Origin of the sequence: Micromonospora sp. WMMD961, assembly GCF_029626145.1 — a bacterium.
Taxonomy (GTDB): domain Bacteria; phylum Actinomycetota; class Actinomycetes; order Mycobacteriales; family Micromonosporaceae; genus Micromonospora.
This window is the reverse complement of the sequence record NZ_JARUBJ010000002.1, coordinates 6,115,187-6,132,674: the sequence shown is the minus strand read 5'-3', so window position 1 is coordinate 6,132,674 and position 17,488 is coordinate 6,115,187. Positions and strand designations below refer to the sequence as shown.

The following is a 17,488-nucleotide window of genomic DNA, read 5'->3' as shown; positions in this document are numbered from 1 at the left end:
CCGCACGCTCTCCCATCCTGCGAGCAGCGTAGCCAGACCATCCTCGGTGTCCACCACGGTGCCGCCAAGCTGGTTTTCCAAGTGCCGGCAATCGGTCCAAGCCGTCGGCGCTGAGGATCCCGTCGCCAGCCAGGACCGCGCGGAGTTCGACAGCGACCCGGCCGCGCTGACCCCCTACCTCGCCGGGCTCTACCACGAGGCGGCGTATGACCTGCACCAGCTCAATCCCTATGCGGGGCCGGCACCCCGGGAGCTGTTCGAACGCTTCCTGGCTCCGAACCACGCGCAGATCTTGGACAGTTTCCGTTATGCGGGCCCGCCATGTGAACGGAAACTGTCCAAGATCTGGTGGTGTGCTGGCTTCGCGGCGGTGAAAGCTGTTCGGATGCTACCCACCGACGACGCCGACGCACTCGACTGGCTCGCCTTCGAGCAGGCGGGCGTCCTGACGACCGCACAGGTCTCCGGGCTGCTCGGCGAGGGGACGATACGAGGCCGTATCCGTTCCGGTCGGTGGCGGTCGATCTGCCGCGGCATCGTGTCGACTGGCAACGGTCGACTGAACCGCGACCAACAGCTCTGGGTCGCGGTGCTGGCAGCCGGACCAGGGGCGATGCTGGCCGGGGCAACCGCCGCCACCGAAGCGGGGGTACGCGGGCTGCGCCGCGAGCCGCTGCACGTGCTGGTGCCGGCCTACCGCCGTGCCGCGCGGACCTTCCTGCGCCGCCTCCCGATCGACATGCCCGCGGTGCTGGTGCATCGCACGTCGGTGCTGCCGGACTCGCACCGGCAACTCGCCCGCCCGCCGCGCACCACGACGGCCAGGGCGCTGGTCGACGCGGCGGGGTGGGCGGTCAGCGTGGACGAGGCGCAGGGGGTGCTGGCAGCCGGTTGCCAGCAGCGTCGGGTGCTTCCCGAGGAGTTGCAGGCGGTGCTCGACGTGCTGCCCCGGGCACCACGTCGGCGCCTCATCCAACAGACGCTCGGTGACATCGCCGGCGGCGCGCAGGCGCTCTCCGAGATCGACTTCCTGCGCCTCTGCCGGCGGCATCACCTGCCGCTACCTGATCTGCAGGAGCAGCGGATCGATGCGGCCGGTCGTAACCGCTGGCTGGACGCGTACTGGCGACAGTGGCGGGTGCAGGTCGAGATCGACGGTGCGCACCACATGGACGCCCGACAGTGGGCGGAGGACATGCGTCGGCAGAACGACGTGTGGACCAGCGGCGACCGGATCCTGCGCTTTCCGGCCTGGCTGGTCCGTGCCCGTCCCGACGAGGTCGCCGACACCGTGCGGCGCGCGCTCGTCGCAGCCGGCTGGACCCCGACCCCGGGGCCGCGCAAGCCGACCCAGATATGAATCTTGGACAGTTTCCGTCATCGCGTAACGGAAACTGTCCAAGATCTCGAAGCTCGCGCCCAGGCTCAGTCCTTTTCGATGGTGACCTTGCTGGGCTTGGCGCTGCGCTCGTCGGTGGTCGGCTTGCTGGGCCGCTTGCCGTTCTCACCGGTGCTGGTGATCTTGGTGGGCTTGGCGTCCCGGCCACCCACCCCCGGGACCGCGGCGACCGTCGGTTCGCCGTCCACCCCGGCGCTCGCCGCACCACCGTCGACGGTGGTCACCGGCTCGGCCACGGGTCGAGCCGTCGGCTGGCCGGCGTCCTCCGCGTTGGCGTCCACCGGCTGCCTGGTGTCGGCGGGCTCGGCCTTGAGACCGGTGGCCGCACCCGACCCGGCCGGCGTGTCGGAGTCCACGGTCGCCGACCCGGCCGGCGTGCCGGAGTCGATGGTCGCCGACCCGGCCGGCGTGTCGGAGTCGATGGTCGCCGACCCGGCCGGCGTGTCGGAGTCGATGGTCGCCGACCCGGAGACGGTGGCACCGTCGTCGCCCTCGCCGGCCACGCTGCTGCGCACGCCGTCGTCGGTGGCCGGCGCAGTCGGGCCGTCGATCGGCCCTGCGACGCTCTGCAACCGCAGCTCGGCCATCTGCCGCTGGAGATCGTCGGACTCCTGCCGGGACTTCCAGGTCTCCTGCCGTAGGTCCGCGAGCTGCTGCTGGGCCTGAGCGATCTCCAGCATCACCTGGGCGAGCTGCTGCCGGCCCGCCGCCGCCTCCTGCTGGGTGGCCGCCAGGTGCTGCTGCGTGGTGGCCAGGTGCTGCTGGGTGGTGGCCGCGTACTCCTCGAACTGCCGGCGGGACGCCGCGACATGCTCGTCGGCCTCGCGGCGCTTGTCACCGGCCTCGGTCTTCGCCCGGCTCAGCAGCTCGGCCGCCTCCGTCTCGGCCCGCTGACGCAAGTCGGCCGCGTCCTGCTCGGCCGCCTGGATGATCCCGGCCGCACTCTGCTCGATCTCGTTCTTGCGGGCCGTGTACTCGGTCTCCAGCTCGTCTCTCCGAGCGGTGTACGCGGACTCCAACTCGTTCTTGCGGCCGGTGTATTCGGTCTCCAACTCGTCGCGGCGGCTGGTGAAGCCCGTCTCCAGCTCCTGCTGACGGCTGGCGAACCCGGTCTCCAGCTCCTGCTGGCGGGACTTGTGCTGCTGGTCCAACTCCTCGCGGCGCTTGGCGTACTCCTGCTCGGCCGCGGTCCGCCGCTGCTCCAGCTCCCGGTCGGCCGCCTCCCGCCGGGAGTTGACCTCCTGCTCCACCCCGGCCCGCCACGCGCCCAGCTCCTGCTGGGTCTGCTCCCGGGTGTGCTTGACGTACGCCTCGGTCTCGGTGCGCATCCGCTGCACGTACGCCTCGGTCTCGGCGCGGTTGCGCTTGGCCGACTCGGACGCCTGCGTGACCAGCCGCTCCGCCTCCTGCTGCGCCTTGGCGCGGGTGGCTCGGCCGGCCATCGACGCGTCGTCGATGATCTGCTTGGCCTCGTGCTGCGCCTTGGCGTGTGTGGCCCGGCCCGCCTCGGTCGCGGTGTCGGTCAGCCGCTTGGCCTCCTGTAGCGCCTTGGCGTGCACCTCCTTGGCCGCGTCGCGCAGGTCGCTGGCCTCCTGCCGGGCATTGGCCAACGTCTCGCGAGCCGTCTCGCGCAGCTTGGTCGACTCCTGCTGGGCTCGGGCGTGGATCTCCTTGGCGGTGTCCCGTAGCTGGGTGGCCTCCTGCTGGGCCTTCGCCAGCGCGTCCTGCGCCGCCTTACGCAGCTGCGCCGACTCGTCCCGGGCCGACCGCAGGGTCTTCTCCGCCTCGGCCCGCTGGGCGGCGCTGTGCCGCTCCTCCTCCGCGCGCCGCGCGGCGAGAGCGATCTCGAAGTCCTTCAGTGCCCGCGCGGCCTGCTCGCGGGCCTCCTCGATGATGTGCTCGGCCGCGGCGCGACGGGCCTCGATCTCCACGTTGGCGTCGGCGACGATCTGCTCGGCCAACTCCTCGGACTGGCCGAGGATCGAGCCCACGAGCGGCCCGAGGTGCTTGAACGAAGCCTTGTCCACCACGTTCATCTGCTTGCGCACCTGGGTCAGGTCACGTTGGAGCACCTCGACCTGGCCGGCGAGCTTGTGGATCTGTGTGTACGCCTGTTCTCGTTCGGCGGCGAGGGTCGCGATCTCGTGCTCGGCACGTGCGACATACCGGTCGACCTGTTTCCGTTCGTACCCCCGCAGAGCGGACTCGAAGCTGGGCTCCGTCGTCACGTCCCCGCCGAGAGCGAACAGTTCCTCGCCGTGCGACATGCCCCCATCCTCACACGCATCGGGCCCTGCTGGGGCGATACGGACGGGCCATGTGCGAGCTACTTCACTCGGTTTTGGGCGGGGCCTTCCACGAGCTGGGAAACGCATACGGCGCGAGGTGGAACCGTTCACACGGTGTCACCTCGCGCCGTCGATGCCCCGGCCTACGCCATGCGTCAGCCAGCGGCCTCCGCGGGAACCCGGTCCTGACCGCCGTCGGTCTTCTTGGCCTCCGGCTTGGCCGCCGGAGCCGCCGCAGCCGGCGCCCCCGGGACGATGCCGGCGAGCCCGGAGAGCATCTGGCCCAGCTGCGAGGTGACCGCGTCCTTCTGCCGGGTGAGGTCCTCGACCTCGCGGCGGGCGGCCTGCGTGGTCAGCTCCGCCTCAGTGCGGGCCTCGGTGAGCAGGCGCTGCGACTCGGCCTTGGCCTCGTTGAGCGTCTTCTCGGAGTGCGCCTTGGCCTTGTCCACCGTCTCGGCGGCGTTGCGCTCCGACTCGACCCGGCGAGCCTCGGCGCGCTGCTCGATCTCCTTGGCGCGCTCCTGCGCGGCCCGGGCACGCTGCTCGGCCTCGCTGACCAGCTTCTGGGTCTGCGCGACCTGGGCGGCGTGGCGCTCGGACTCCTCGCGCTCGGCCTTCTCGCGCCGCTCGGCAAGCTGGAGCTCCAGAGCCTGCAGGTCCTTGTCGCGCTTGTCCCGGGCGTCGGTCAGCAGCTTGGTCGCCTCGGCACGCTTCTCCTCAGCCTCGCGGGCGGCCTTCGCCCGCTGCTGGGTGATCTCGCGCTCGGCGGTGGCCCGGAGGGTGGCCACCTCCCGCTCGACAGTCGACTTCAGCTCGGCCACCTCGTGCGCGGTGACGGTGCGCAGCTGCTTGGTCTCACGGTCGGCGTCCGCACGCAGCGTGTCCGCCTCGCGGCGGGCCTGCACCCGAACCTCGGCGGCCTCGCGCTCGGCGGCCGTACGCAGGTTGCCGGCCTCGCGTTCGGCGCTGGCCTTCATGGCGGCGGCCTCGGCCCGTGCCTTGTCGGTGATCTCGCGAGCCTCGAGGCGGGCGGCGGAGAGGATGCCCTCGGACTCGCGCTTGGCCTCGTTGCGGTGGTCGTTGGCCTGCTCCTCGGCGAGCCGGAGGATCTGCTCGACGCGGGTGCCGAGCCCGGAGAGGGTGGGCCGGTTGTTCTCTTCGAGCTGCTTGTTCGTGTCGGTGAGCTTCTGCTCCAACGCGCTCATGCGCTGCTCGGCTTGGCGGAGCCGACGCTGGGCGTCGTTCATCCGCTGCTCGGCCTCGGCACGGGCCTGCTCGGACTGGGTGAGCGCGGCGGTCATCCGGCCGAGGAAGTCGTCGACCTGGTGAGTGTTGTATCCGCGCAGGCCCACGGTGAAATCTGGCTGCGAGTTCGCGTTATCGAAGAACGCGAGAGGGGAGGACTGCTGCTGGGGCATTGGGACATACTGGCAGACGCCCCAGGGTGGTTCGCAAGAGCGGTGCGGAGCTTTCGTGCCCTCTTTACATGGTCAACTTGGGCGATCGGCAGAGCCGGACCAATCGGCGATCTTGGCAGGTCCCGGGCGGGACGCACGCCACGCGGTGTGATCCGGAAAAGGGCCCCGGGGTAACCCCGAGGCCCTTTGTTCGATCCCGGGGCGGCCTTGCGCTATTCGGATGGAAGAACAATGCCGAGCACCACAATGGCCACCCGGTGCTCGTCCGTCCGGCCGGTGCCCAGGTCAGTGCCGTCCAAGCCGGCGGTGCCGGTCAGTGGCCCCGGAACCGGTTGATCGCGTCCTCGTGCTGGGCGCGCAGCTCCCCGTCGCGTACGCCCAGCCCGTCGGTGGGTGCGAGGCAACGCACCCCGACCTTGCCCTGGTGGGCGTTGCGGTGCACCTCGTACGCGGCCTGGCCGGTCCGCTCCAGCGGATAGGTACGGGAGACCGTCGGGTGCACCTTGCCGAGCGCGACCAGACGGTTGGCCTGCCACGCCTCGTGGTAGTTGGCGAAGTGGCTGCCGACGATCCGCTTGAGGTGCATCCACAGGTAGCGGTTGTCGTACTGGTGCTGGAAACCACTGGTGGACGCGCAGGTGACGATGGTCCCGCCGCGCCGGGCCACGAAGACGCTGGCGCCGAACGTCTCCCGGCCCGGGTGCTCGAAGACGATGTCCGGGTCCTCGCCGCCGGTCAGCTCGCGGATCCGCTCGCCGAAGCGCCGCCACTCGCCCGGGTCCTGGGTCTCCTCGTCCTTCCAGAAGCGGAAACCCTCGGCGGCCCGGTCGATGACCAGCTCCGCGCCCATCCGGCGGCACAGCTCGGCCTTCTCCGGCGAGGAGACGACGCAGACCGGGATCGCGCCGCCGTTGAGCGCCATCTGGGTGGCGTACCCGCCGAGGCCACCGGAGGCGCCCCAGATCAGCACCACGTCACCCTGCTTCATGTTGGCCCCGTGGTGCGAGACGAGCTGCCGGTACGCGGTGGAGTTGACCAGCCCGGGGCTGGCTGCCTCCTCCCAGCTCAGGTGCCGTGGCTTCGGCATCAGTTGGTTGGCCTTGACCACCGCCAGCTCGGCCAGACCGCCGAAGTTGGTCTCGAAGCCCCAGATCCGCTGCTGCGGGTCGAGCATGGTGTCGTCGTGCCCGGCCGCGTCCTCCAGCTCGACGGAGAGGCAGTGTGCGACCACCTCGTCACCGGGTGCCCAGCGGGTCACCCCGGGGCCGACGCGCAGCACCACGCCCGCCGCGTCCGAACCGACCACGTGGTACGGCAGGTCGTGCCGACGGGTCAGCTCGGACACCCGGCCGTAACGCTGGAGGAACTTGAAGGTGGACACCGGCTCGAAGATGCTGGTCCACACCGTGTTGTAGTTGATCGCGCTGGCCATCACGGCAATCAGCGCCTCGCCCGGCGCCAGCTCGGGCGTGGGCACCTCCTGCACGTGCAGCGCCTTGCGGGGGTCCTTGTCGCGGGTGGCCATGCCGTCGAACATCCGGGATTCCTCGGCGCGCACCACCACGCCCCGGTAGCTCTCCGGCACGGGTAGCCCGGCGACGCCGGCGAGCTCGCGGTCCGGATCGTTCGATTCCTCCGCCGCCATGATCGCTTCGAGGATGTCCTGCACGGTGACCTCCGGTTCGTCCGCACCCGCACGGGCCTGGGTGCTGCCATCGTCGGTGCCGGTGGGCACGACCACCATGTCGGCATTCGACACATCCGACCCTGGTCGCGCTCCGGTGGGGCCGGACGTTACTGAACGGTAGCTAGGCCGGGAAGTCCTCTGTGAAAAACTGCATCCGCCGATGCGTGAAGGTGTCCGACCACCCCGCCAACCGCGCACTGACGTGCGCGCCGGGCCGGCTCCGCCCCCGGTGTGCCCACAAGCGCGCGCCCCGTCGATCAAGGGCTTTCGGTCACCCGCGAGCTGCGGGATGACGCAAACCTCTTGATCAACGGGGCGCGACGGTGGGATCTGTGGGGTCAGTGCGGTGTGCGGGCGGGTTCGACGAGTTCCACGAGGACGCCGCCGGCGTCCTTCGGGTGGACAAAGTTGATCCGGCTGTCCGCGGTGCCGCGTCGCGGCGTCTCGAAGAGAAGTCGCATGCCCCGCTCCCGCAGTGCCGCGCAGGCCGCGTCGACGTCCACCACGGTGTACGCGACCTGCTGCACGCCTGGCCCGCTGCGGTCCAGGAACTTGGCGATCGTCGACTCCGGGGTCAGCGGTGCGAGCAACTGCACGCAGCCGCCCTCGGTGGTCGGCCCGACGGACAGCATCGCCTCGCGAACGCCCTGCTCCTCGTTCGTCTCGACGTGTACGCAGCGCATCCCGAACGTCCGCTGGTAGAAGTCGATCGCGGCGTCCAGGTCGGCCACGGCGATCCCGACGTGGTCAATCTTGCGAAGCCCGATGTCTGTGACGTAGTCCGCACCGGGCTCGGCGGGGGAGTTCTCAGCCATGGCGTTAGTCTGACCGAATAATCGTTAAGGCGTACAGCTCGGCACCCCCCTTGAACAGTTCGGCACCCCCTTCGGAGGCAGGCATGGCTTCGGTGATCGTCAGCGGCGCGCGGACCCCGATGGGGCGGCTGCTGGGCAACCTCAAGGACCTCCCGGCCACGAAGCTCGGCGGAATCGCCATCAAGGCGGCGCTGGAGCGTGCCGGCGTCAGCCCGGACCAGGTCCAGTACGTGATCATGGGGCAGGTGTTGCAGGCCGGAGCCGGTCAGATTCCGGCGCGACAGGCGGCGGTCGAGGCCGGTGTGCCGATGTCCGTGCCGGCGCTGACCATCAACAAGGTCTGCCTCTCCGGCCTGGACGCCATCGCCCTGGCCGACCAGTTGATCCGCGCCGGCGAGTTCGACATCGTGGTGGCCGGCGGCATGGAGTCGATGACCAACGCCCCGCACCTGCTGATGGGCCAGCGCACCGGGTACAAGTACGGCGACGTGGTGGTCAAGGACCACATGGCGCACGACGGGCTCAGTGACGCCTGGGACTGCTGCTCGATGGGCGAGTCCACCGAGCGACTCGGCGCCAAGCACGGCATATCCCGTGCGGAGCAGGACGCGTTCGCCGCCGCCAGTCACCAGCGGGCCGCCGCCGCGCAGAAGAACGGCCACTTCGCCGACGAGATCACCCCGGTGGTGATCCCGCAGCGCAAGGGTGACCCGCTGGTGATCAGCGAGGACGAGGGCATCCGCCCGGACACCACCGTCGAGTCGCTGGCCAAGCTGCGTCCGGCCTTCGCCAAGGACGGCACCATCACCGCCGGCAGCTCGTCGCCGATCTCCGACGGCGCCGCCGCCGTGCTGGTGATGAGCAAGGCCAAGGCCACCGAGCTGGGGCTGACCTGGTTGGCCGAGGTCGGTGCGCACGGCAACGTCGCCGGGCCGGACAACTCCCTGCACTCGCAGCCCTCCAACGCGATCAACCACGCCCTGAAGAAGGGCGGCCTGAGCGTCGCGGACCTGGACCTCATCGAGATCAACGAGGCGTTCGCCCAGGTCGGCATCCAGTCCACCCGTGACCTCGGCATCAGTCCGGACAAGGTCAACGTCAACGGCGGCGCAATCGCGCTCGGGCACCCGATCGGCATGTCCGGTGCTCGTCTCGTACTCACGCTCGCCCTGGAGCTGAAGCGGCGCGGCGGCGGCACCGGCGCGGCGGCCCTCTGCGGCGGCGGTGGCCAGGGCGACGCGCTGATCATCCACGTGCCGGGCCAGTGAGCGGAGCGGCCGAGCACGTGCCGGCTGCGGGCACCACGTCGGTGCGCCGCAGTCGGGACGTACCGCTGCTGGTGGAACGGGCCCGCGCGGGTGACCCCCGCGCGGTGGCCCGCCTGATCACGCTGGTGGAGAACGGCGACACGCTGCTGCCGGAGATCGCCGCGGCGCTGGCCCCGTACGCCGGGCAGGCCCAGGTGGTCGGGTTGACCGGCTCGCCCGGGGTGGGCAAGTCGACCACCACGAACGAACTGGTCCGGGCCCTGCGTGCGCGCGGGCACCGGGTCGGCGTGCTGGCGGTCGACCCGTCCAGCCCGTTCACCGGCGGCGCGATCCTCGGCGACCGGGTGCGCATGCAGGACCACGCCACCGATCCGGGTGTCTACATCCGGTCCATGTCCAGTCGGGGTCACCTCGGCGGGCTGGCCGCGGCGACGCCGCAGGCGGTCCGGGTGCTGGAGGGCGCCGGCTGCGACGTGGTGCTGGTGGAGACCGTCGGCGTCGGGCAGGCCGAGGTCGAGGTCGCCTCGCTGGCCGACACCACGCTGGTGCTGCTCGCGCCCGGGATGGGCGACGCGATCCAGGCGGTCAAGGCCGGCATCCTGGAGATCGCCGACGTCTTCGTGGTCAACAAGGCCGACCGGGACGGCGTCGACGCCACCGTTCGCGACATCCAGGGCATGATCGCCCTCGGTGAGCGCGGGCCGGGCCAGTGGCGGCCGCAGGTGGTCCGCTCGATCGCCGCCCGTGGCGAGGGCATCGACGACATCGCCGCCGCGATCGACAAGCACCGCGGCTGGCTGGTCGAGCACGGCGAACTGCGCCGCCGCCAGGAGGCGCGGGCCGCCGCCGAGATCGAGGCCATCGCGCTCGGCATCCTCCGCGCCCGGATCGGTTCACTGCGCGACGGTACGGAGTTGGCCACGTTTGCCACCAAGGTCGCCGAGGGCGCGACCGACCCGTACACGGCGGCGGACGAACTGCTCGCCCAGCTCGCCCGCTGAACAGGAAGGCGGCGCCTTCACTGGGAGGGGTGCAGCGGGCCTCATGCAGCGAGATCGCGTAGCTCTTCGACCTGACCTGGACCGCCTCGGTGAGGGCCCCAGGCCGGTGTCGAAGTCGGTTACACAGAGATCTTGGAATGAATCCGCCCCTGGAGGGGCCGTTTCACTCCAAGATCTCTCCTGCCGTCGCGCTGCCCGGGCCCCGCTTCGGGTGATCATGAAGTTGCAGCGCCGACACGCCGACATCGATGGTAATAACTTCATGATCGCGAGGCCAGGCGAGCTGGTCCCGGCGAGCCGTTGAAATTGATCGTCAGAGAGTTGGCGGCTCTACTTGCGACCGCGGGTCCGCGTCGCTCCGGCCAGGTCGGTACGCTCGCACCCGCCCGACCGTGGTCGGGGCTGGGCGGTGATGCGGCGAGCAGGGGAGCGGGCATGGATCACGAGGCGACGCAGGATCTGGCCGGGGTGTCTGTGCCGGCCGGTGGTACGACGCACGTCTCCGACGAGGTGATCGAGAAGATCGCTGTCGCGGCGGCCCGCGCGGTGCCCGGCGTGGCGGAGCTGGGCGGGGACGTGGCCCGCTTCTTCAACTCGGTGCTCGACCGGGTCGGGCTGGACCAGGTGGGCGACGCCCGGCGGGGTTGCTCGGCCCACGTGACCGGCGACGCGGCAGTGATCAACCTGGTGCTCGTCATCGACGCCGGTCAGCCGGTGCCGCAGGTCACCAACGAGGTGCGGGCGCGGGTGACCGAGGCCGTCGAGGCGTACGGGCTGCGGGTCGACGAGGTCAACATCCGGGTCGACGACGTGGCGATGGGCGGCCCGGCCGCCTGAAGGCGCGTCGAGACAGTGAAGACCCGGCCGTCAGCCCTGGCCCGGCCGGGTCAACTCGACCTCGTCGCCGGGTAGCAGCTTCACCTCGCCCGTCGCGTCCCGGACCTCGAGGATCGGCGCGCCCTCGTCGAGCTGCATCGCTCGCCGCTTGATGCCGCCCGGCATCCGGGCGATGACCGAGCTGCCGGCGGCGAGTTCGACAGTGGTGCGCCGCGAGGCTGCCCGGAGCAAGGAGGCGCTGCGGCGGCCGGCGCTGCCTGCTGCGGGCCGACCACGACGGCCCATGCGCCCGGCGGTCGCTCCGGTGACGGTTACCCGTCGGTACGACGCGACTTAGCGATCGTTCAGGTAAGGGCTCTACACTCGACGTGCAGTCGAGGACCCGAGGAGGAGCCCTGCTCATGGACGCCGACGAGATCGACGCCGGACGGGCGCGCTGGCAGGCCCGTTACGACGCCGCGCGCAAGCGGGACGCCGACTTCACCACGCTCTCCGGAATGCCGGTGGACCCGGTCTACGGGCCGCCGGAGGGCGCCACGTACCCGGGCTTCGAGCGGATCGGCTGGCCGGGCGAGTACCCGTACACCCGAGGTCTGTATCCGACCGGCTACCGCGGACGGACCTGGACGATCCGGCAGTTCGCCGGCTTCGGCAACGCCCAGCAGACCAACGAGCGCTACAAGATGATCCTCGGCGCGGGTGGTGGCGGCCTCTCGGTCGCGTTCGACATGCCCACGCTGATGGGTCGCGACTCGGACGACCCGCAGTCGCTCGGCGAGGTCGGGCACTGCGGCGTCGCCATCGACACCGCCACCGACATGCAGGCGCTCTTCGACGGCATCGACCTGGCCGGTGTCACCACCTCGATGACCATCTCCGGCCCGGCCGTGCCGGTGTTCTGCATGTACCTGGTCGCGGCCGAGAGGCAGGGCGCCGACCTGTCCACGCTGGACGGCACGCTCCAGACCGACATCTTCAAGGAGTACATCGCGCAGAAGGAGTGGCTCTTCGACCCCGAGCCGCACCTGCGCCTGATCGGCGACCTGATGGAATACTGCGCCGCCGAGATCCCGCGCTACAAGCCGCTGTCGGTCTCCGGCTACCACATCCGCGAGGCCGGCTCGACCGCCGCGCAGGAGTTGGCGTACACCCTGGCCGACGGTTTCGGCTACGTGGAGCTGGGTCTCTCCCGCGGGCTGGACGTCAACGTGTTCGCACCGGGGCTGAGCTTCTTCTTCGACTCGCACGTCGACTTCTTCGAGGAGATCGCCAAGTTCCGCGCCGCTCGCCGGATCTGGGCCCGCTGGCTGCGCGACGTCTACGGCGCGACCAGCGAGAAGGCGCTCTGGCTGCGGTTCCACACGCAGACCGCAGGCGTGTCGTTGACCGCGCAGCAGCCGGTCAACAACGTCGTACGCACCGCCGTCGAGGCGCTCGCGGCGGTGCTCGGTGGCACCAACTCGCTGCACACCAACGCGCTGGACGAGACGCTGGCGCTGCCCACCGACGAGTCCGCCGAGATCGCCCTGCGTACGCAGCAGGTGCTGATGGAGGAGACCGGTGTGGTCAACGTGGCCGACCCGCTCGGCGGCTCCTGGTACGTCGAGGCGCTGACCGACAAGATCGAGGCCGAGGCGGAGGAGATCTTCGCCCGGATCCGGCAGCTCGGCGGGGAGGGGCCGCACCAGATCGGCCCGATGACCTCGGGCATCCTGCGCGGCATCGAGGACGGCTGGTTCACCGGGCACATCGCCGAGTCGGCCTTCGTCTACCAGCAGGCCCTCGAAAAGGGCGACAAGAAGATCGTCGGGGTCAACTGCCACACCGGCACGGTCGCCAAGGAGCTGGAGATCCTGCGCATCTCGCACGAGGTGGAGCTGGAGCAGCGCCGGGTGCTCGCCGAGCGCAAGAGCGCCCGGGACGAGGCGGCGGTCCGTGCGGCGGTGACCCGGATGGTCGAGGTCAGCCGCACTGACGGGAACATGATCCCCGCGATGCTGGACGCCGTCCGCGCCGAGGCGACCCTGGGCGAGATCTGCGACGCGCTCCGCGCCGAGTGGGGCACCTACCGCGAGCCGGCCCGCTTCTGACGGACACCCTTCCGCGATCGTGCATTTCCGGCCGAATGAATGCGGCAAACGGCGCGTGTTCGCCCTCCGGGAGTGCACGATCGCGGGGGTGTGCGGCGGGGCGTGAGAGTTGCAACGTCGGGGTTGCGGGTGAGCTGAGAATCCGGGCTCACGTGCGAGACTAGGTAACCATGAGCGACCCACGGATCACCTCGTCGATCTTCACCCGCGGCGCGGTCGACCTCAGCACACTGCGCGGCCCCGCACCAGCCAGCTCCCGCCCCGGCACGCCTCCGCAGGGCGGCCCGTCCAGCGGCGCGCCCGCCGCCGGCGGTAACACCGCCATCGTCGACGTCACCGAGGCGACCATCCAGTCCGACGTGCTCGAACGGTCGATGGCCATGCCCGTCGTCGTGTTCTTCGGCGCCGCCGGCTTCCCGGAGAGCGACGAGTTCGCACCGGTGTTGGAGCGACTGAACGCCGAGGGCGACGGCAGCTGGGTGCTGGCACGGGTCGACGTGCAGGAAAATCCGCGAATCGCCCAGATGTTCCGGGTCCAGGGCATCCCCATGGTCTACGCGGTCGTCGGTGGGCAGCCGGTCGACGCGTTCTCCGGGGTGGTGCCCGAGGCGCAGTTGCGGCAGTGGCTCCAGGCCGTGCTCAAGGCCGGCGGCGTGACCGTCGCCGAACCGGAGGACCCCCGCCTCGACGAGGCGGACGACGCGCTGATGAGCGGTGACCTGGACGCCGCCGAGCAGGCGTACCGGAAGATCCTGGCCGACGCGCCGGCGGACGCGGCGGCAACGGCGGGGCTGGCCCAGGTCGGGGTGGCCCGCCGGGTGGCCGGCGCGGACCCCTCCACCGCGCTGGCCGCCGCCGAGAGCGCCCCCGACGACGTGGCGGCCCAGCTGCTGGCCGCCGACATCGAGGTGCTCAGCGGCCTGGCCGAGCAGGCCTACTCCCGGCTCGTCGGCCTGGTCCGGCGCACCGCCGGCGAGGACCGTGAGACGGTGCGCCAGCACCTGGTCTCGCTCTTCTCCATCGCCGGCCCGGACGATCCGGCGGTCGCCTCGGCACGCCGCGCCCTGGCCAGCGCCCTGTTCTGAGTTCGTAGCACGCCAGCGCGGGCCGGCGTTCCGGCCGGCCCGCCCGACCACCGAGGACGGGAGCTCATGATGCGCCGGATCGCCGTCCTCGACGCGCCGACAAACCTTGGACTACGGCCGCCGACGGCCACGTCGGTCCCCGGTTGTGCCAAGGCGCCCGGCGCGCTGCGCGACCACGACCTGCTGGCCCGGCTGCGCGCCCGCGACGCCGGCTGTATCACCCCACCCCGCTACGACCCGGGCGACTGGCGGCCCGGCGACGGGGTGTGCCACGCTCGGGAGATCGCCGACTACTCGCTGGCGCTCGCCGAACGGATCGGCTCGATCATCGACCGGGGAGAGTTCCCGGTGGTGCTGGGCGGCGACTGCTCGGTGCTGCTCGGCTCGGCGTTGGCCATGCACCGCCTCGGTGAGGCCGTCGGCGGGCGGATCGGGCTGGTCTTCGTCGACGGGCACTCCGACTTCCGGCATCCCGGCAACGCCTCCTACGTCGGCGCGGCCGCCGGTGAAGACCTCGCCCTCGTCACCGGGCGAGGCCAGGCCGATCTGGCCGCACTGGAAGGACGCCGGCCCTACTTCCGCGACATCGACGTGGTGGTGCTCGGCATCCGCGCCCAGGACGAGTACCGTCTCGACCTCCAGGCCGCCGGGATCACCACCCGCCCGGTCCCCGCGCTGCGGGCCGAGGGCGCCGCCCGGACGGCCCAGTGGGCGCACGAGCAACTCGCCGACTGCGCGGGTTACTGGGTGCACATCGACGTGGACGTTCTCGACCCCGCGGTGATGCCCGCCGTGGACGCCCCCGACCCCGGCGGCATCGCCTTCGCCGAGCTGGAGATCCTGCTCGCCGGCCTGGTCGACACCCCGCACTGCCTCGGCGTCGAGTTGACCGTCTTCGACCCCGACTACGATCCGGACGGCTCGTACGCGGCCGAGATCGTCAACACCGTGGTCGCCGGCCTGGCCCCGGTCACCGCCCCCGAGGCGGTGCCGCCCCGACTGCTGTCGGCCCGGCCAGCCCCCGGCCCCCGGCGCGGCGCTCCCGCCGACCGTGCGGAGCGGTCCGCCGGGGTGGATCGGCTCGACGCGGGGCGGTCCGGTGGGGTGAACGGGCTGGACGCTGTGGGTCTTGCCGGCGTAGACGGATCCGGCAGCGGGATGGCTGATGCCGACAGGGACGGCGCGGTCGAGGCGGAGCAGTCGGGCATTCCCGGACCTGCCTACGCCGAGCCGTCGGGGGTGGCGGCCGTGATCCCGGTTGCGGTCGAGCGTGAACCGGTCGGCCCGCCCGCTTCGGCCGGCCCAGGTCTCCTCCGGCGAACCTCGCCGCCCGCCCAGGACCCTTCAGGCCCGAACTCCGCCAGCGAAAACGGCGCAGATCTGCACAAAGCTGACACTGCCTGACTCGCTCGCGGTCCGCGAGTCGATCAAGGCCGAAGGGGCCGCGGTCGAGGTCAGGCAGCCGGGAGGGCGCGGAGGAAACGCTCGGCGATCGGGACGGCCGACGCCGTGCTGGCACCGCCCTTCTCCACGAACACCGCGAACGCCACGTCGCCTCGCCAACCGACGAACCAGGCGTGAGTGTGGGCCGGGTTGTCGTCGTACTCCGCGGTGCCGGTCTTGCCGTGGACCTCACCCGGCACGTCCTTGAGCGCGCTGCCGGTGCCGGTGGTGACCACCTCGCGCATCATCGACCGCAGCGCGGTGACCGATTCTTGCTTGAGCTGCTCGCCGGCCGGCGCGGGCTTGGCCGGCGCCGGGTCGAGCACCAGCTTCGGCTGTTCGAAACGGCCTCGGGCGACGGCTGCGGTGGCCCCGGCCATCGCCAGCGGGCTGACCAACGTGGTGCCCTGCCCGAACGACGCCGCAGCCTGCTCGGCCAGGCTGCCGCCTGTCGACACCTTGCCGGTGAAGGCGTCGGTGCCGAGGTCCCACTGGCCCTCCAGGCCCAACGAGCGGCCGGCGGCGGCCAACCCGTCGCCGCCGAGCTTCGGTGCCAGCGAGGCGAACGCCGTGTTGCAGGACTTGGCGAAGTCGGTGCGGAACGGCACCGAGCCGAGCTCGAAGTTGTCGGAGTTCTTGAAGGACCGGCCGTCAACGGTGAAGGTCTTCGGGCAGCCCACCGGCCCGTCCAGCGTGACCGCGCCCCGGTCCAGCAGGCCGAGTGTGCTGACCATCTTGAACGTGGAGCCCGGCGGCACCTGGGCGTTGAAGGCGAGATTCTCACCGGCCGGCCCGGGGCCGTTCGCCGCGGCGAGCACCGCGCCGTCGCTGATCCGGACCGCCACCAGGGCGGACCGGCGGGACTCCGCGCGCAAGGCCCCGTCGGCCGCGTTCTGGACGGCGACGTCCAGCGTGGTCTTCAACGGCTGGCCGAGCTGCGGCTCCCGCCGGAACAGCTCCGCGCCGGTCGGCTCCAGCTTGCCGCCCTCGGTGGGACGCTCGACCAGCACGGTCAGCCCGGGGCCGCCGCGCAACCGTTCGTCGTAGCGACCCTGCAACCCGCCGTGCCCGACCAGGTCACCGGCGACGTACCGGTCCGGGTGCGCGGCGAGGTCGTCCGCCTGCGCCGGATCGACAGTGCCGAGCACCGCCCGGGCGAACTCGCGGGTCGGCGCCAGGTCGACCTTGCCCGAGATGAACTTGGTGCCGGGCAGGTCGTAGATCCGGGGCTTGATCTGCAGGTACGCCTCCTCGCGCAGCGACACCACCTCGACGAAGGCCCCCGGCTCGGCCTCGGCCACCCGCTCGGGCAGGTCACCCAGGTCGACGGCGGGGACCAGCGCCGGACGGATCGCCTTGAACGCGGCGTCGAGATCCTTGACGAGGGTCTTCATGTCGGCGACCCCGTTGGGTTGCACACCCACCCGCACCACCGGGCGGGGCGTCACGATCGGGTTCCCGGCGCTGTCCAGCACACCGGCCCGGGCGGCGGCGTCGCGGCGCAACCCCAACCGGTCACCCTTGGTGAGCTGATCGTGCACCACCCGTGGCTCCCAGATCACCTGCCACTGGTCGCCATCGCCCTGGGCGAGGCGTACCTCCCGGTCGTACGCCCAGCGGGTCTGACCCGGCAGGGTCCACTCCACCTGGACGGTCGCGGTCGCGATGTCCGCCGTGACCTTCGGCTCGCCGCGACGCGTCAGTTTGGGTGGGGTGGCCGCCAACTCACCGGAGAGCTCCTTGATCTCGCGTGTCACGTCGGCCGACGGCAGCTTGCTGCCGGTCGGGTCGATCAGGCCGACCGCGTGGAGGTCACCGCTGCGCCAACCGGAGAGGAACGCGTCGACGGTGCGCTCCGGCCCGTCGTCACCCGAGCAGCCGGCCAGAACGCCGGCCGTGAGCGCCGCGGTGGTGAGGGCGGCGAGCAGACGGCGGGCGTGGTTCGGCCGGTGGGGCCGGGGGTACGACAAGGGCATGGAGCTGGTCCTTCCGATCTCAGAGTGCCCTCGCACGGTAATACGTGAGCGCCGTCCCCAACGTCCCCCGCGAGCGCGAAGGCGGTCAAAGACGGGCCGAGCCCGTGTGATGAACATCGCGTGGCGGGGTATCCCGCAGCCGGCCAACCTCGGACCCGCAACGGGTGAAAGGACAAAGTCC

At 71.3% G+C, this 17,488-nt stretch carries 13 protein-coding genes; 7 read left to right on the top strand and 6 right to left on the bottom strand.

Features of this window, described 5'->3' with window-relative positions:
* The first annotated feature begins 46 nt into the window (after positions 1–46).
* Complete coding sequence (locus tag O7614_RS27925; protein WP_278141385.1) at positions 47–1,360, top strand: hypothetical protein; 1,314 nt, start codon at positions 47–49, stop codon at positions 1,358–1,360.
* Between the two features lie 65 nt (positions 1,361–1,425).
* On the opposite strand, the gene O7614_RS27920 is transcribed toward O7614_RS27925, so the two are convergent.
* From O7614_RS27920 to mce, 4 genes are all read right to left on the bottom strand, one after another.
* The gene (locus O7614_RS27920) at positions 1,426–3,666 is read right to left on the bottom strand and encodes a hypothetical protein (RefSeq protein ID WP_278141384.1); all 2,241 of its coding nucleotides are present in this window, start codon (positions 3,664–3,666) and stop codon (positions 1,426–1,428) included.
* A gap of 176 nt (positions 3,667–3,842) precedes the next feature.
* Positions 3,843–5,105 (bottom strand): DivIVA domain-containing protein, encoded by a 1,263-nt coding sequence (locus tag O7614_RS27915; RefSeq protein WP_278141383.1) that lies wholly within the window; start codon positions 5,103–5,105, stop codon positions 3,843–3,845.
* Positions 5,106–5,418: 313 nt separating this feature from the next.
* Positions 5,419–6,774 carry a crotonyl-CoA carboxylase/reductase gene (gene ccrA / locus O7614_RS27910; protein ID WP_278142404.1) on the bottom strand — a complete coding sequence of 452 codons (1,356 nt, stop codon included), beginning with the start codon at positions 6,772–6,774 and terminating at the stop codon, positions 5,419–5,421.
* 356 nt (positions 6,775–7,130) lie between these two features.
* On the bottom strand, positions 7,131–7,607 hold the full coding sequence (gene mce, locus O7614_RS27905; RefSeq protein ID WP_278141382.1) for a methylmalonyl-CoA epimerase: 477 nt from the start codon (positions 7,605–7,607) through the stop codon (positions 7,131–7,133).
* An 83-nt stretch (positions 7,608–7,690) separates the two neighbouring features.
* Here mce and O7614_RS27900 point away from each other — a divergent pair, with 83 nt between their 5' ends.
* The 3 genes from O7614_RS27900 (at position 7,691) to O7614_RS27890 (ending at position 10,713) form a co-directional block, all read left to right on the top strand.
* Positions 7,691–8,875 carry an acetyl-CoA C-acetyltransferase gene (locus O7614_RS27900; protein ID WP_278141381.1) on the top strand — a complete coding sequence of 395 codons (1,185 nt, stop codon included), beginning with the start codon at positions 7,691–7,693 and terminating at the stop codon, positions 8,873–8,875.
* A complete protein-coding gene (gene meaB, locus O7614_RS27895; RefSeq protein WP_278141380.1) occupies positions 8,872–9,876 on the top strand; it encodes a methylmalonyl Co-A mutase-associated GTPase MeaB in 1,005 nt (334 codons plus the stop codon). Before O7614_RS27900 ends, meaB begins: the two co-directional genes overlap by 4 nt.
* A gap of 435 nt (positions 9,877–10,311) precedes the next feature.
* Positions 10,312–10,713, top strand: a complete 402-nt coding sequence (locus tag O7614_RS27890; RefSeq protein WP_278141379.1) for an Asp23/Gls24 family envelope stress response protein — start codon at positions 10,312–10,314, stop codon at positions 10,711–10,713.
* Positions 10,714–10,743: 30 nt separating this feature from the next.
* On the opposite strand, the gene O7614_RS27885 is transcribed toward O7614_RS27890, so the two are convergent.
* Positions 10,744–10,944: a hypothetical protein gene (locus O7614_RS27885; protein WP_278141378.1), complete on the bottom strand. Its 201-nt coding sequence runs from the start codon at positions 10,942–10,944 to the stop codon at positions 10,744–10,746.
* A 170-nt stretch (positions 10,945–11,114) separates the two neighbouring features.
* On the opposite strand from O7614_RS27885, the gene O7614_RS27880 reads away from it, so the two are divergent.
* The 3 genes from O7614_RS27880 (at position 11,115) to O7614_RS27870 (ending at position 15,292) form a co-directional block, all read left to right on the top strand.
* Positions 11,115–12,803, top strand: coding sequence for a methylmalonyl-CoA mutase family protein (locus O7614_RS27880; protein WP_278141377.1), 1,689 nt, complete (start codon positions 11,115–11,117; stop codon positions 12,801–12,803).
* Between the two features lie 170 nt (positions 12,804–12,973).
* A complete protein-coding gene (locus O7614_RS27875; protein WP_278141376.1) occupies positions 12,974–13,888 on the top strand; it encodes a tetratricopeptide repeat protein in 915 nt (304 codons plus the stop codon).
* A 66-nt stretch (positions 13,889–13,954) separates the two neighbouring features.
* Positions 13,955–15,292, top strand: coding sequence for an arginase family protein (locus O7614_RS27870; protein ID WP_347404381.1), 1,338 nt, complete (start codon positions 13,955–13,957; stop codon positions 15,290–15,292).
* Positions 15,293–15,342: 50 nt separating this feature from the next.
* Here O7614_RS27870 and O7614_RS27865 read toward each other — a convergent pair whose 3' ends face one another.
* A complete protein-coding gene (locus O7614_RS27865; protein ID WP_278141375.1) occupies positions 15,343–17,307 on the bottom strand; it encodes a penicillin-binding transpeptidase domain-containing protein in 1,965 nt (654 codons plus the stop codon).
* Between the last annotated feature and the right edge of the window lie 181 nt (positions 17,308–17,488).

Excerpts from the sequence above, each read along its gene's own strand:
- O7614_RS27920 (WP_278141384.1), bottom strand. The coding sequence starts at position 3,666 with ATGTCGCACGGCGAGGAACTGTTCGCTCTCGGCGGGGACGTGACGACG.
- O7614_RS27915 (WP_278141383.1), bottom strand. The coding sequence starts at position 5,105 with ATGCCCCAGCAGCAGTCCTCCCCTCTCGCGTTCTTCGATAACGCGAAC.
- mce (WP_278141382.1), bottom strand. The coding sequence starts at position 7,607 with ATGGCTGAGAACTCCCCCGCCGAGCCCGGTGCGGACTACGTCACAGAC.
- O7614_RS27900 (WP_278141381.1), top strand. The coding sequence starts at position 7,691 with ATGGCTTCGGTGATCGTCAGCGGCGCGCGGACCCCGATGGGGCGGCTG.
- O7614_RS27890 (WP_278141379.1), top strand. The coding sequence starts at position 10,312 with ATGGATCACGAGGCGACGCAGGATCTGGCCGGGGTGTCTGTGCCGGCC.
- O7614_RS27880 (WP_278141377.1), top strand. The coding sequence starts at position 11,115 with ATGGACGCCGACGAGATCGACGCCGGACGGGCGCGCTGGCAGGCCCGT.
- O7614_RS27875 (WP_278141376.1), top strand. The coding sequence starts at position 12,974 with ATGAGCGACCCACGGATCACCTCGTCGATCTTCACCCGCGGCGCGGTC.
- O7614_RS27870 (WP_347404381.1), top strand. The coding sequence starts at position 13,955 with ATGATGCGCCGGATCGCCGTCCTCGACGCGCCGACAAACCTTGGACTA.
- O7614_RS27865 (WP_278141375.1), bottom strand. The coding sequence starts at position 17,307 with ATGCCCTTGTCGTACCCCCGGCCCCACCGGCCGAACCACGCCCGCCGT.